This window comes from Enterococcus sp. MSG3290 (assembly GCF_050555565.1).
Classification (GTDB): domain Bacteria; phylum Bacillota; class Bacilli; order Lactobacillales; family Enterococcaceae; genus Enterococcus_B; species Enterococcus_B faecium.
Genome location: NZ_CP187862.1, coordinates 985,846 through 1,000,158 on the forward strand (window position 1 = coordinate 985,846; position 14,313 = coordinate 1,000,158).

Below are 14,313 nucleotides of genomic sequence, written 5' to 3' on the forward strand. Positions count from 1 at the left end.
TTGAAACCAGAAGTTTATGCTGTTTCATTAAGGTTTTCTTTAAGCTTCATGAAAAAATGAGCAGTAAGACAAGTCCTATGTTTTTTGTTATACTTGGGAAGAGAAAGCTAAAGCAGGTGAAGGAATGAAAGTACAAGTAAAAAAAAGAGCAAGCAATCGATTGAAAAAAGGATATCCACTGATCCAAAAAGAAGACCTTGCTCATCCCCAAAAAGAAACCACGCAATGGGTGGAATTAGTTGATTCGCAAAACCAATTTATCGCAAAAGGGTATCTAGGAAAGCAGAATAAGGGAATCGGTTGGGTATTGAGCCAGCAGAACATCCCATTTGATCAATCATTTTTTGAAGAACTTTTTGTGAAGTCAAAAGAAAAAAGAACTTTCTTTTTTTCAGATGATTCTACTACCGCTTTTCGTATATTCAATGGAGAAGGAGACGGGATCGGCGGTCTGATTGTTGATTATTATGCAGGTTATGCTGTTTTTTCTTGGTATAACGAAACGTTATATGCACATCGTGAATTATTGATTCAAGCTTTTCGTGAAATCTACCCGGAAATCATAGGAGGCTATGAGAAAATTCGATTTGAATCAGTAAATCTGCCTGAGAGCCAGTTCATTTACGGAAAAGAGGCACCGGAACCCTTGATCGTAAAAGAAAACGGAGTCAAATTTGCTGTTTATTTAAATGAAGGATTAATGACTGGGATCTTTTTAGACCAAAAAGAAGTACGGGGATCATTAGCAGAAGGTTTCGCTTCTGGGAAAACAGTTTTGAACATGTTTAGTTATACCGGCGCCTTTTCTGTTGCTGCCGCAATGGGAGGGGCAATCGAAACAACAAGTGTCGATCTAGCAAAACGCAGTTTAAAAAAAACACAGGAACAGTTTGAAGTGAATGGTTTGGATGTCGATCAGCAAAAAATCATTGTTATGGACGTATTCGAGTATTTCAAATACGCCAAAAGAAAACAATTTTTATATGACATGATTGTATTGGATCCACCAAGTTTTGCCAGAAATAAGAAAAAAGTCTTTCGCGTAGCAAAAGATTATGGGGAACTGGTCAAGGATAGTCTGGATATTTTAGCAGAAGACGGGATACTTATTGCGTCTACAAATGCTGCGAATGTCTCGATAGAAGAATTCCAAACAATGATTGAAGAGGAATTCCATGCCAAAAATGTTTTTTTTGAACAACTTGCTTTATATCGTCTGCCAAAAGATTTCCAGACGACGGATACCTTTTTAGAAGGCAATTATCTGAAAGTGTTTGTTTATCAAATTAAAAATAACCATTAGAAGGAGCGATGCAGAATGGTTCGGGTAAAGGGATTGAATATAGGAAGCGGTAGACCAAAGATTTGTGCGCCTCTTATCGGGGCCGTCCGAGAGGAAGTATTACGTGAAGCAGTTCTTGCACGTGAAGCAGGGGCCGATTTAGTCGAATGGCGAGTCGATCATTATCGTGAAGTTTTTTCTTTTGATGAAGTAGAAGAAACATTGGTTCTTATCCATGAGATGCTTGATGGACTGCCGTTATTATTTACGTTTCGTACCTTAGCTGAAGGCGGAGAACAAGACATATCGATCCGTCAGTATCGCGACCTTTATGAACATGTGATACACACAGGATTAGTAGATGTGGTCGATATCGAGTTGTTCAAAGTTGAAAGTTTAGGGAAAGGACTGATAGAGGAAATCAAATCTTTAGATATCCCTTTGATCATCAGTAGTCATGATTTTAAAGAAACACCAGCTGACCCTGTCTTGCTTTACCGACTGAATGTCATGGAACATTTTGGAGCCGATATCGGAAAACTGGCAGTAACTCCCAATAATGAACGAGATGTTTTGCGGTTGATGGAGTTGACTAGACGGGCAAATGCTTTTGTCTCCATGCCTATTATTACGATGTCCATGGGAAATCTTGGTAAAATTTCTCGTCTGGCTGGCGGAACGACGGGTTCCGTTATGACATTTGGTTCCTTAAGCAGCGATTCTACTTCTGCTCCAGGACAATTACCGGTCAAAGCATTGAAGCAAATTATTCAATTATTAAATGAACCGTTGTAGAACAAGTTTGAGGTGATATTTTTTGGCAAAGAAAAAAATAGTAAAAACGAATGCAATCCGTATGGTCGAACAAAAAAAGATTCCCTATACAGAGCACGAATGTGAGTGGGACGAAAGCCACCTAAGTGCGTCATCGGTCGCTGAACAGCTTCCAGAAAGCCAATCTCGTATATTTAAAACACTGGTTGCTGTGGGCAATGTGACGGGGCCTCTTGTTGCTGTGATACCGGGAGAAGCCGAATTGAATCTAAAAAAATTAGCAAAAGTTTCAGGGAATAAAAAAGTAGAAATGCTCCATTTAAAAGATTTGGAAGCAACGACCGGATACATACGTGGTGGCTGCTCGCCTATAGGTATGAAAAAACTATTTCCTACTTATTTAGATCAAATTGCAGAAAGCTATGAACAAATCATTGTCTCGGCTGGCAGAAGAGGGCTACAGATGGAGTTAGCACCTCAAGATATCTGTGCATTAACGAGCGGACAATTTGCAGATATAAAACAATAAATCATACGTATAAAAGAAAGAAGGAGGCCGGGATGTTGTTTGCCCAGTCTTCTTCTTTCTTTTTTATACATTATGCTCTTCGCCCAGCATTCATTCCTGCTACATGCCCTGTAGCGAAAGCCGCTGTGATATTAAAGCCGCCAGTATAACCATTGACATCCAGTAATTCTCCCGCAAAATACAGACCATCAATGATTTTACTCTCCAACGTTTTAGGATGAATTTCCTTTAGAGAAACCCCTCCGCCAGTTACAAATGATTTCTCAATAGGAAAAGTCTTGTTGATTGATAGCTTAAACTCTTTGCATAATTGAACGAAATCTTGAATTTGTTTTTGAGAGGCTTGTTGTCCTGTCAGATGATCCATTTCAAGCCGCTCAAGAAAGAAAACTAACAATCGCTCAGGTAATAAACCGTGCCAGGCATTTACCAAGTTCTTTTTGGTGGTTTTACTTTTTTCTGTCAATAAATGAATAAGCTCTTGTTTGGTTTGTGTAGGGAAACAATCCAGAGAAAGTGTCACTGGTTCTCCCGTTTTCTCTAATTCTTTATTGACAAAACTTGAACAACGCAGTGCAGCCGGACCAGAAATACCGAAATGGGTGAAAAGTAAATCCATCGTATGTTCAGTCAATACACGACCTTTTTTATTTAAAACGCGTAAAGTGATGTCTTGTAAAGAAAGCCCTTGAAGTGTTTTCTCCTGAATATACGGTTCATCCGATATCAAGGGGGACTCTGTCGCATAAAGAGGCGTCACCGTGTGACCCACTCGCTTCACGATCTTGTACCCATCTCCAGTAGAACCAGTAGATGGATAAGTCCGTCCACCAGTTGTTAAGATAACGGCAGGAGCATGGAACTCTTCGAATTCCGTGCGTATACCGTAAATTTTATGTTCTTTGTGGATCAATTTCTCTACTCGAGTAAAGAATAGAAGCGTCACATCTAGTTCTTTCAGACGATTGAGCAATGCTTCGATAATCGTTTTTGATTTATTTGTTACAGGAAACATCCGTCCATGATCCTCTTCTTTTAAATGTACGCCTTGTGATTCAAAGAAGTTCATGATATCGAAATTATTCCATTGCGCAAACGTACTATATAAAAACTTTCCATTTCCAGGAATATGTGCAATCAAATCATCAACAGGACGATTGTTCGTAACATTGCACCGACCACCACCTGTCATCAGTAGTTTTTTTCCTGCTTTTTTGTTTTTTTCGATCAAGAGTACGCGTGCGCCTTGTTCAGCTGCACTGATCGCTGCCATCATCCCGCTTGTTCCAGCGCCGACTACGATCACATCATACAGTTTTTCCATTCCCTCACCTCAAGGAAAGTGTAGCATATCTGAAGAAAGAAAACAGAAAAAAATGTTTTGAGCCAAAAGAGAAAATGAGCTAAAATGAGGGAAGATAAGCAAAGGAGCGTGGAACGATGACAAACGCAACAGAATATGTTCAAGCAATTCAAGAAAAGCTACATCAAAAGGATCAAGGGCAAGAAGAATTTTTACAAGCAATCGATGAATTCATGCCCACGGTTATGTCTTTTTTGGACACTCATCCCGAATATATCGAAAAGAATATCTTAGAACTTTTAACGGAACCAGAAAGAGTTATTCAATTTCGAGTGCCTTGGCAAGATGATGAAGGAAACTGGCGAGTAAATAGAGGCTACCGTATCCAATACAATTCAGCTATCGGCCCTTATAAAGGTGGATTACGCTTCCATCCTAGTGTCAATCTAAGTATCTTAAAATTTTTGGCTTTTGAACAGATTTTCAAGAATAGTTTAACCGGTCTGCCAATCGGTGGAGGAAAAGGCGGAAGTGACTTCGATCCTAAAGGAAAATCTGATAATGAGATCATGCGTTTTTGTCAAAGTTTCATGCTGGAATTGTCAAAACATATCGGCCCATCGATTGATGTTCCTGCGGGAGATATCGGTGTAGGAGCTAGAGAAATCGGCTATTTGTTCGGCGAATATAAACGATTGAAAAAATATGATACTGGTGTGTTGACGGGTAAACCTTTGGATTTTTGGGGAAGTAAGATACGTACGGAAGCTACTGGTTATGGATTAGTGTATTATGTCAAACATCTATTGAACGAAGAAAAAGATTCATTTAATCAAAAAACAGTTTTTGTTTCCGGAAGCGGGAATGTAGCCATTTATGCAATCGAAAAAGTGCAAGAGCTAGGCGGGAAAGTTGTTACATGTTCAGATTCTAGCGGGTACATCTATGATCCAGAAGGAATAGACGTGAAACTATTGAAAGAAGTCAAAGAAATCAATAGACAACGTTTGACGGAATACGCAAACCAGCGTCCTTCTGCTATTTATCATGCTGGAGAATCTGTTTGGACATTGAAAGAAAAAGCGGATATCGCTTTGCCATGTGCTACTCAAAATGAAATAGACGAAAGCTTGGCCGAAATCTTAGTAGAAAATGGGATCAAAATCGTAGCAGAAGGCGCTAATATGCCATGTACAGTAAAAGCTGTTTCTGTTCTTCATGAAGCAGGCGTGTGGTATTGTCCAGGAAAAGCTGCTAATGCTGGAGGAGTGGCAGTATCTGCTTTAGAAATGAGTCAGAACGCCCAGCGATTGACTTGGGAAAGAGAGCAAGTGGATGAGCAGCTGGATCAAATCATGGAAACGATTTACCATACGTGTCGCCAAACAGCAGCCGAGTACGGCGACGAAAAAAATCTGCTTCTTGGAGCAAATGTTGCTGGATTTGAAAAAGTTGCCAAAGCAATGGCAGCAGAAGGTTTAGTTTGAAAAATGAAACTTTCTTGGAAATATTGTCAGCATTTTGTTTATTTGCTTGAAAAATAATAAAAAAAAACGTAAAGTATTACCTGTAGAGTAAACCTATAAGGAGGAGAACAAATGGCACACATTCATTTTGACTATTCAAAAGTAGCACCGTTTGTCAACGAACAAGAGTTAGGGTACATGCAAAGCCAAGTAACAGCAGCCCACAACGAATTACGGGAAGGTACTGGCGCAGGAAGCGACTTCCGCGGCTGGATCGATTTACCAACGAACTATGACAAAGAAGAATTTTCACGTATCAAAGAAGCAGCTAAAAAAATCCAATCTGATTCTGAAGTATTAGTTGTTATCGGTATCGGTGGTTCTTATTTAGGCGCTCGTGCAGCGATCGACTTCTTGAATCACACATTCTTCAATTTATTAGATAGCAACACAAGAAAAGCACCACAAATCTTCTTTGCCGGAAATTCAATCAGCTCAACATATATTGCTGACTTGATCGAAGTAATCGGTGATCGCGACTTTTCAGTAAACGTTATTTCAAAATCTGGAACAACTACTGAACCAGCGATTGCGTTCCGTGTATTCAAAGAGCTTCTTGTTAAGAAATATGGACAAGAAGAAGCAAACAAACGTATCTACGCTACAACAGATAAAGCAAAAGGTGCAGTTAAAGTAGAAGCAGATGCAGAAGGTTGGGAAACTTTCGTGATTCCTGATGACATCGGCGGACGTTTCTCTGTATTAACTGCTGTTGGTTTGTTACCAATCGCTGTTAGTGGTGCAGATATCGATGCATTGATGCAAGGTGCCGCTGATGCAAGCAAAGCATACTCAAGCGACAAACTAGAAGAAAACGAAGCTTACCAATACGCAGCAATGCGTAACATTCTTTACCGTAAAGGCAAAGTAACTGAGTTGTTGATCAACTATGAACCAGGAATGCAATACTTCTCAGAATGGTGGAAACAATTGTATGGTGAATCTGAAGGAAAAGACCAAAAAGGCATCTATCCTTCAAGCGCAAACTTCTCAACTGATTTGCACTCTTTAGGACAATTCATCCAAGAAGGACGTCGCAATATTTTTGAAACAGTTGTGAAGGTTGAAAAACCTCGTAAATCAATCACAATTCCTGAACAAGCAGAAGATTTAGACGGTCTAGGCTACTTGCAAGGAAAAGAAGTGGACTTCGTAAATACAAAAGCATTTGAAGGAACATTGCTTGCTCATACAGACGGTGACGTGCCTAACTTGCTAGTCAAAATTCCAGAAATGGATGCTTATACATTGGGTTATACAATGTACTTCTTTGAAATTGCTGTAGGTATTTCAGGTTACTTGAATGGAATCAACCCATTCGACCAACCAGGTGTAGAAGCTTACAAGAAAAACATGTTCGCACTTCTAGGCAAACCAGGCTTTGAAGACCTTGCGAAAGAATTGAACGAACGCCTGTAAGATAAGGTTTTTTCGCTAGATTTAAAAAATCAGTGATAGAAACATGTTCGCTTCTAAATAAAATTAGTGATAGTTTTAGTGATAGTGAACTTAAAAAAAGCACTCAATTTGAGTGCTTTTTTATTTGCTCTTCTATATAGTTTTCTAGTTGATTCATTGATCTTTTTTTCACTTCGGGAGAAATATGGGCATAGACTTGTGTAGTAGAAACATCTTTATGACCTAAAAAATCTTTGATATCTTCTAAAGGTATTCCTGCTTGTCTCGTTCTAGCTGCAAAAGTATGTCTACCATCATGCACAGTTATGTGGGGGAGATTGGCACGTTTTTCAATTCTGTGAGAAGCACCATTAACAGTTCTATCCCTTATTGGAATACCTTTATTTTTACCGTAAGTATTTATAAAAATAAATGCTTCGTGGTCATCTGTTTCAGGTAAAAAACCAAATTCTTTTATTACTTGATTTCTTAAAGTCAATAAGGCTTTCTTTACTCGTTTTGTCATAGGCAATGATCGTGTACCAGATGGGGTTTTTGTGTCATCTGTAATAATCAAACCTTTGTTAGGTCCTTTTTCAGCAGCTCCAAGTCGTTCACGATTAATATTAAGTGTATTCTGAGAAAAATCAATATCAGCCCATTGAAGCCCTAAAGCTTCTGATTTTCGCAATCCTTGATCAAATATAATAAGGAAAAAGGGATACCATATAAATGATTTTTCTTTTTTGGCAAATTCGAGAAATAGTTCAGATTGATCAAAAGTATAATATTTAACTTTCTTTTTATCAGATTGATTTCTTGGAAACTCAACAAAACTAGTAGGGTTATTCTTTATATATCCTAACTGAATAGCTTTTTTGAAAGCATTGCTAAGAGTGGCATTGATACTTTTGGCTGTTGTTACTGAGAGACCTTCCTTAGTTCTCCCCAAACCCTTTTTAGTAAGTAACTGATTGATGAATCTTTGATGATCAGCTCTAGTATATTTATCTAGTTTATATTTTCCAATATATGGAGTGATGTACATTTTTATATTTGCTCTGTGAACAATTCTTGTTCCTTCTTTAACATTCATTTTATAGTTATTAATCCAATCGTCCATAAACTTTTCTATAGTCAAATTTTTAGGGTTTTTTTGTGTATATTCTTCTGAAGCTATTTCACCTTCGATAATTTTTGCGAATCTTTCTGCTTCTTCATGACTTTTAAACCCTTTTTTATGAATCTTTTTCTGTAGCTTAGTACCAGGATCAATTCCATTTGATATATAGACTTCATAACGATATTCTTTTGATTTTTTTAAATAGTACTTTTTAATGGAAGCCATTAAAATCAATCCTTTCGTATTTCATTTCTAATAATAAGAATATTTTAGGGGAGGTATGTGATTTGAACGAATATTTAGAAAATCTTCGTATTAACAGAGTTCTTATACGAACTTATGTTCTTTTATATTTAAAAAGAAAAGCCCGAAGGCTGATCTTAAACTATTACAATGCAACTAATTAGGGCCGAGCGTATTGATTCCCTCGAGGGGCACGACTATACCCAGCATTATCAGCATCTATTTGAGTCATATATTGATAATTATTTGGATTTGTAACACGAGAATAGTACTTTCCACTATCTGAACGAGCGAAAACCATACCATTTGCAGCGATAGACCACTGGCCATCAACAGTATATGAATTATTTTGTTGTTCAGCTTGACGTTGAGCCTCAGCAGCTTGCTGTTCTTGAGCCTGACGCTGAGCTTCAGCAGCTTGTTGCTTTTGTCGTTCTGCTTCAGCTGCCTCATTAGATTTTATAGTTGAATCAACATTGACTAAGCGATTTAGTAATTCTTGGTTTCCACCAGGTATAGATTGGATAGCTGATAATGCTGCATTGTAGTTATCTCTAGTTGGATTAGCTTCAGCTTGTTCCAGAATGGTTTTAGCTGTTGAAGTTTTTTGATTAATTTCTTCTTGGCGTTTTTTCTCAGCCTCTTTAGCTTTTTGTTCTTCTTGGCGTTTTTTCTCAGCCTCTTTAGCTTTCTGTTCTTCTTGGCGCTTTTTCTCAGCTTCTTTAGCTTTTTGTTCTTCTTGGTGCTTTTTTTCAGCCTCTTCTTTAGCTTTTTGTTCTTCGGCCTTTTTCTTTTTAGCTAATTCTTTAGCCTTTTTTTCATCTTTTTCTCGGCTTTCAGAAGAGACAGATACACTAGAAGATGAAGATTTAGCGTCTTTGTGTACATCTGCTTGTCCAGTTGTTGGTGGAGCAAGAGCCCCTCCGATTACCATAACTATAAAAGCTACTAGAATTCCAATACTAATCTTTTTCTTTGAACGTTTCTTCTTGGAGAAAAAAGAATATACTAAAAAACATACTCCAAATAGAAAACCAAAGAACCCAACTAAAATTAAAAACGTACTCATTTATTCCTCCTTGTTGAATATATCACTGGGTAAATCAAGTATTTACTCCCACTTGAAGGCAGGTAGTGATAGTCGCCCTTAATAAAGCCTTAACAAAAAGAAAGCCCGAAGGCCAACCTTTTTTAATTAGTAGGGATAGTTTTTTCAAAACTTCCATTATCCATAAAATCTTTCATGATAATAGGAGAACCTGGATAAATAATTTCTACACCAACAACTGCATCAACAGTAGCATCAGGCTTAACATCTGTATCGCCCATCTTTACAAGATCTGGTTTGTAGTCTTGAGGGAACAAGCCATTTGCTCCACTCAATAGTTCTTCGGTTTTATCTGTTTCCTGTATAGGTTTGATTGATGTAGCGAATGCCATCCAAGGACTTTGAGCTTTGTCAGATTTATTAGTATATTGAATTTCAATAGCTAATATTTTTTTATTTGGATCATATTGGCTAGATAATTCTTCAGTGTTTTTTATTACAATCTTTGATGAATCGTCTTCAAAAGTTGTATCACTTGTAGATTTTTCTTCAGTACTTGAATCCATAGAGTTGCTGCTCTCTAAAGTAACCATTGTAGAAGTATTAGTAGTCGTTTTTTTAGGCACATCAGAGTTTGAATCGTTGTTACCACAAGCACCTAATGTGATGCTCAAAAACAAAATCAATCCTATCCCAACTATTTTTTTCATATTTTCCTCCAAAAAAATAAAATAATTTACTCCCACTTTGAGGCAGGAAGTAGTAGCCGCCAATTAAATTAAAAATCTATACGCGCTTTCAGGAAGTCCGTATAAATTTGTTAATTTCTCAATTTAGAGATGATTTCTATAAATCCAATAATTCCTTTTTCTTTATATTAAATTCTTCTTGGTTAATTATTCCGTCGTCTAAAAGTTCTTTATATTTTCTTAACTCATCAGCAGGAGAAAATACTTGATTTTCTGCTATAATATTTATTTGTTCTTTAGAGGTTTCTTTTAACAATATGTCTAAAGTTGATAATATTTTATCAGCTTGTACAATAGCATTTTTATATAACATTGAGCTACGTTTTGTTTTCTTACTGATCAGTGGCAAATATATAACTGGTTTATCCAGATCATTCATATTAATTTTTATATTAAGATGCTCTATAATAGTATTATCTTTCTTTTTACCAGTAACTGCTCCAACGATGGCTCCTACACCACCAAAAGCTAGGGCACCTATAGCAGCTCTTCCTAATCCTCCTGAAGAAATAGAAGTTCCATTTTCGACTAATTCGTAACTGTTTATTTTATCTAAATCATAAATAGAACTAGAATTAAAGAGCCCCTTGATTTTAAATTGTCGTTTTTCTGTATCTATAAAAATACTTTTCTCAATTGTTCTATTAGGAGTAAAATCTTTTAATTTTCTTAAGTTTTCTTCTTGTTGTCTTTTTTTTAGTAATTTCTTTTCTTCATTTTCTTCTTGAATTAATAATTTTTTTTTTATTTTTTCTTCTTTCTTTTGGCTATTGCCAAACAAGCCCATGCTTCTCACTCCATTATTTATATTTATAATATTTAGAAATTCATAATACTTTACAGCAATCAATCAAACCACTCGAAAACGCCTACAGTTCCATTAGCCTTAAATAAGATTTTATAGTTCTTATAAGCTAGACCGTCTGGATAAATCTTAGAATATGTTCTAACTGCATTTTTTAACGCCTCTGTTGTTATGCCTAGAAATTCTGCTGATTCCCACATAAATGTGAATCTTTCATTATAACAATCTATAAAATCTTGTGGAGTAACCAGCAGTGTAAAGCCAATATCTCTAGCTTTTTGTTCTTGTTTTCTTTTTTCATTAGTGTCCTGATCGACAATATCCCCAACGCTAGATAAGTGGTGACCGATTTCTTCAGTTATAGTGCTTGCCATTTCTTGAATTGATTGTTCTGGATTTAAATAAATGACATTATCGATATACAATCCTTTTTGTTTCTCTGGCATATACTTTTCAAATTTATATTCTAAATTGGGAAACTTAGACATGAATTTTTCGACCTTATCCACTCAACAACACCTACTTACTGTGATCTCTATTTTTAATGTAATCAATGAAATTTAATATTTCCTTCATTTCATCATCTGAAACATCGTCATCAATGTGAGCAGCAACAGTTTGTTGTTTTTTAGTATAAGTCGAATCATTCTTTTGGTTTCTTCCATGAAGATAATCTAAAGTTACTCCAAAATAGTCTGCAATTTTGTTTTGGATTTCTACATCAGGAGTTCTTCTGCCTTGTTCGTAAGATGAGTACGTAGTTCTAGCAACACCTAATAATTTTGCCATATCATTTTGGGTTAAATTTCTTTGTTTTCTTAATTCTGTTAAACGATTACCAAACATTTTTTACACCTCCTAATGATTCGCTTCGTATTAATCATACTACGCATATTGCGTATAATAAATATAAACAAAAAAATGTGTCAAAAAGAGTATTTTATCGTTGACACGTGTCAAAATGCGTAGTACTATAAAAATACGCAATTCGACACATTGAAAGGGGGTGGTTTTTAATGAATAACTGGCTAGTTAAAATGCGGACATCAAAAAAAATGACGCAAGATGAAGTAGCTCGATTAGCTGATATACCAAGAACAACGTATTCATCTATAGAGCAAGGAAGACGTAGACCATCTGTCGAGAATGCTATGCGTATAGCATCCGCATTAGAATTCGACTGGACTATTTTTTTTGAGAAAGAAAGACGCGAATTGACACGTAAGGGGGTTACCAAATGACACGACAAGAAAAAATAAACATTGTACTTGATGCTAGACCACGATTGATTCACATCATCAAATGCGCTAACGATGATCAACTTGATCGCTTAGTTGCAGAAGTTCAAAAAGAACTTCAACGAGAATTAGATGAAGCGGCTTTTGTTTGATTTATAAATCAATAATATAGGGAATTTGTTCATATTACTATGTGGGTAAATAAGAAAAAGGAGTGGGGAAAATGCTAAAACAATCAGTGGTGATTAGAGAGCCGTTAGTTGAAGCGATTAATAAGAGTGGTGAAACCAAGAAGGAAATAGCAAGGCAAATCAATGTATCACAACAATCACTAAGCGATTGGTCAACGCCACATAATACAAAGCCAGTCACACTTGAAAATGCCCAAGCTTTAACTGATCACTTTCGAGATTCTGATTTTACTCTTCAAGTGATTCATGAGTTTTTCGGTCTATTCAAATCAATTGATGGTGATGTTTATAGAAGAGATCCATCTTCATTAGATAAGTTGCAAATGATTGAATCTGACGAACGTAAGCAGAAGAAACAAGAAGTTGAGAAAATTCTTCTTAAACAAGTTAATTATTTAACCGCTGACGATCGTCAACAAATAATCTCATACGCCTATGAGTTTTTAGACGAGATTATGGTTGAAGTAACTCTTATCAGTGCATTATGCGAAATGCTTGGTATCGACATCCGTAAGCTCAGTGAGCAGCGATTATCGTACTGGGTAAATCAAGGATATATGAAAGGAGAGTTAAAATGAAAGTTTCACAAATGGAAAAAGTGGTTCCTTTAGCTCCAAAAAAGAAGCCAAAAGAAAGAGTATGGAAGAAAGCTAAAGATATTGCTGAATATTTCGGTGTCTCAGTAGCTACTATTTCCAAATGGACTAACTCAAATAATGATCCATTACCTTCCCGAAGAGTTAGAGGTGTTTTGCAATACGATTTCGAGTTAGTTAAGGAATGGGAAGAACGCAATACTAATTAGAGAGGAGAATGAAGTAATGAGAACAGTTTTTAAAATGACTGTCAAAAGTGCTTTGCTTATGAGCCTAGTAGCTATTGTACTGGCAAGTATTAATCCAGCATATGCACTTATTTATTGGGGAACCTTAGTAGCGGTTACTGCTGTAAGAGAAAGTTTCAAAATGCCAACACAAAAAAGACCGACCAGCGACGGCAATCGCTAATCGGCAACATAACAAAATAACTTAACTGTATTTTAGCACGAAAGGAAGGCTAAAACAATGAATGATTTTGGACAAGCGCTTGATCAATATTTAACGACTCCTGAATGGGGCACGCCACATAAAGAGGAGGAAGACGATGAGTAAATCTACCTTAGAAATGAGCCATCAAGAATGGCTCGAAGACCGTAAGAAAGGTATCGGAGGTTCTGATGTCGGAACGATTTTAGGATTGAATAAGTGGAAATCACCTTATCAACTCTGGCTAGAAAAAACAGGACAATTCGTATTTGAAGAATCAGAAAATGAACCAGCTTATTGGGGCAATGTTTTAGAAGAAGTTGTTGCTAAAGAGTTTCAGGAACGTACAGGCAAAAAAGTACGCAGAAGAAACCAAGTGTTTGAACATCCGTTACATCCATTTTTAAGAGCAAATATTGATCGTGACGTAGTAGGGGAAAACGCCATTCTTGAATGCAAAACAGCTAACCAATTTCTTGGTAAAGAGTGGGAAGGCGAAGAAGTCCCGCTTAGCTATCTCTGTCAGATTCAACATTATATGAATGTTTTGAACAAAGATTATTGTTATATCGCTGTGTTGATTGGCGGACAAAGATTCATTTGGAAGCGAATTGCGAGAGATCAAGAATTGATCGATACAATTACAGAACGCTTGGTTGAATTTTGGGAAACAAATGTAGTTGAAGGTATCGAGCCTGTAATTGACGGAAGTGAAGCGACTGCTGACTTCTTAAAAGAAAAATATGCAGATGTAGAAGAAAATCAAACAGCTCTACCATCACGTTTTGATGAACTTATCGAGCAAAAAAGAGAACTCAAGCGGACGAAAAAAGAAATTGAGTCAGCTATCCGTCAAGTAGACAACGAGATTATCAGCGAGCTAGGAAAACGTGAGGCAAGTATCGGCATTACACAAAGAAACATCATCAGATGGAAACTTGTTAGTACTAAACGCATGAACACGAAGAAACTAGCAGAGAAATATCCAGATATCGCAAGTGATGAAGAAATCTATAGCATTACTGAATCTAGAAGATTGACAGAAAAGGAGATTAAATGATGGAAAGATGTCCCCGCTG

18 protein-coding genes are annotated in these 14,313 nt (G+C 36.6%); 11 read left to right on the forward strand and 7 right to left on the reverse strand.

Annotation, left to right across the window (positions count from 1 at the left end):
* The first annotated feature begins 124 nt into the window (after positions 1–124).
* The 3 genes from IGL31_RS04590 to ybaK are packed head-to-tail and all read left to right on the forward strand — an operon-like array spanning position 125 to position 2,585.
* Positions 125–1,303, forward strand: a complete 1,179-nt coding sequence (locus IGL31_RS04590) for a class I SAM-dependent rRNA methyltransferase (RefSeq protein ID WP_086299751.1) — start codon at positions 125–127, stop codon at positions 1,301–1,303.
* 15 nt (positions 1,304–1,318) lie between these two features.
* Positions 1,319–2,077: a type I 3-dehydroquinate dehydratase gene (gene aroD / locus IGL31_RS04595; protein WP_086299750.1), complete on the forward strand. Its 759-nt coding sequence runs from the start codon at positions 1,319–1,321 to the stop codon at positions 2,075–2,077.
* A gap of 22 nt (positions 2,078–2,099) precedes the next feature.
* Entirely contained in the window at positions 2,100–2,585 is a 486-nt protein-coding gene (gene ybaK, locus IGL31_RS04600) for a Cys-tRNA(Pro) deacylase (RefSeq protein ID WP_086299749.1), read from the forward strand.
* Positions 2,586–2,655: 70 nt separating this feature from the next.
* Here the strand turns inward: ybaK and IGL31_RS04605 are convergent, their stop codons facing one another.
* A complete protein-coding gene (locus tag IGL31_RS04605; RefSeq protein WP_086299748.1) occupies positions 2,656–3,909 on the reverse strand; it encodes an NAD(P)/FAD-dependent oxidoreductase in 1,254 nt (417 codons plus the stop codon).
* Between the two features lie 116 nt (positions 3,910–4,025).
* Between IGL31_RS04605 and gdhA the strand changes: the two genes are divergently transcribed.
* Together gdhA and IGL31_RS04615 are read left to right on the forward strand one after the other, a co-directional pair.
* Positions 4,026–5,375: an NADP-specific glutamate dehydrogenase gene (gene gdhA / locus IGL31_RS04610; protein ID WP_002317577.1), complete on the forward strand. Its 1,350-nt coding sequence runs from the start codon at positions 4,026–4,028 to the stop codon at positions 5,373–5,375.
* Between the two features lie 111 nt (positions 5,376–5,486).
* On the forward strand, positions 5,487–6,833 hold the full coding sequence (locus IGL31_RS04615) for a glucose-6-phosphate isomerase (RefSeq protein WP_010728282.1): 1,347 nt from the start codon (positions 5,487–5,489) through the stop codon (positions 6,831–6,833).
* A 103-nt stretch (positions 6,834–6,936) separates the two neighbouring features.
* On the opposite strand, the gene IGL31_RS04620 is transcribed toward IGL31_RS04615, so the two are convergent.
* The 6 genes from IGL31_RS04620 to IGL31_RS04645 all read right to left on the reverse strand — a co-directional run bounded on the left by IGL31_RS04620 (position 6,937) and on the right by IGL31_RS04645 (position 11,626).
* The gene (locus IGL31_RS04620) at positions 6,937–8,160 is read right to left on the reverse strand and encodes a tyrosine-type recombinase/integrase (RefSeq protein WP_086299747.1); all 1,224 of its coding nucleotides are present in this window, start codon (positions 8,158–8,160) and stop codon (positions 6,937–6,939) included.
* Positions 8,161–8,338: 178 nt separating this feature from the next.
* Positions 8,339–9,247 (reverse strand): hypothetical protein, encoded by a 909-nt coding sequence (locus IGL31_RS04625; RefSeq protein ID WP_016252646.1) that lies wholly within the window; start codon positions 9,245–9,247, stop codon positions 8,339–8,341.
* A 122-nt stretch (positions 9,248–9,369) separates the two neighbouring features.
* A complete protein-coding gene (locus IGL31_RS04630; RefSeq protein WP_086299746.1) occupies positions 9,370–9,936 on the reverse strand; it encodes a DUF5067 domain-containing protein in 567 nt (188 codons plus the stop codon).
* A 136-nt stretch (positions 9,937–10,072) separates the two neighbouring features.
* Complete coding sequence (locus IGL31_RS04635; protein ID WP_061573481.1) at positions 10,073–10,762, reverse strand: SHOCT domain-containing protein; 690 nt, start codon at positions 10,760–10,762, stop codon at positions 10,073–10,075.
* 59 nt (positions 10,763–10,821) lie between these two features.
* Positions 10,822–11,268, reverse strand: a complete 447-nt coding sequence (locus tag IGL31_RS04640; RefSeq protein ID WP_080114445.1) for an ImmA/IrrE family metallo-endopeptidase — start codon at positions 11,266–11,268, stop codon at positions 10,822–10,824.
* A gap of 31 nt (positions 11,269–11,299) precedes the next feature.
* Positions 11,300–11,626, reverse strand: a complete 327-nt coding sequence (locus tag IGL31_RS04645; RefSeq protein ID WP_010732290.1) for a helix-turn-helix transcriptional regulator — start codon at positions 11,624–11,626, stop codon at positions 11,300–11,302.
* 170 nt (positions 11,627–11,796) lie between these two features.
* Between IGL31_RS04645 and IGL31_RS04650 the strand changes: the two genes are divergently transcribed.
* From IGL31_RS04650 to IGL31_RS04675, 6 genes are all read left to right on the forward strand, one after another.
* Complete coding sequence (locus tag IGL31_RS04650) at positions 11,797–12,021, forward strand: helix-turn-helix transcriptional regulator (protein ID WP_038398690.1); 225 nt, start codon at positions 11,797–11,799, stop codon at positions 12,019–12,021.
* A complete protein-coding gene (locus IGL31_RS04655; protein WP_162846314.1) occupies positions 12,018–12,170 on the forward strand; it encodes a hypothetical protein in 153 nt (50 codons plus the stop codon). Before IGL31_RS04650 ends, IGL31_RS04655 begins: the two co-directional genes overlap by 4 nt.
* A 62-nt stretch (positions 12,171–12,232) precedes the next feature.
* Complete coding sequence (locus tag IGL31_RS04660; protein ID WP_038398692.1) at positions 12,233–12,787, forward strand: hypothetical protein; 555 nt, start codon at positions 12,233–12,235, stop codon at positions 12,785–12,787.
* Positions 12,784–13,014 carry a helix-turn-helix domain-containing protein gene (locus tag IGL31_RS04665; RefSeq protein WP_002290430.1) on the forward strand — a complete coding sequence of 77 codons (231 nt, stop codon included), beginning with the start codon at positions 12,784–12,786 and terminating at the stop codon, positions 13,012–13,014. The genes IGL31_RS04660 and IGL31_RS04665 overlap by 4 nt, the downstream gene beginning before the upstream one ends.
* Before the next feature lie 16 nt (positions 13,015–13,030).
* Positions 13,031–13,216: a hypothetical protein gene (locus IGL31_RS04670; RefSeq protein WP_002290431.1), complete on the forward strand. Its 186-nt coding sequence runs from the start codon at positions 13,031–13,033 to the stop codon at positions 13,214–13,216.
* A 136-nt stretch (positions 13,217–13,352) separates the two neighbouring features.
* A complete protein-coding gene (locus IGL31_RS04675; protein WP_086299745.1) occupies positions 13,353–14,294 on the forward strand; it encodes a YqaJ viral recombinase family protein in 942 nt (313 codons plus the stop codon).
* Positions 14,295–14,313 lie beyond the last annotated feature (19 nt).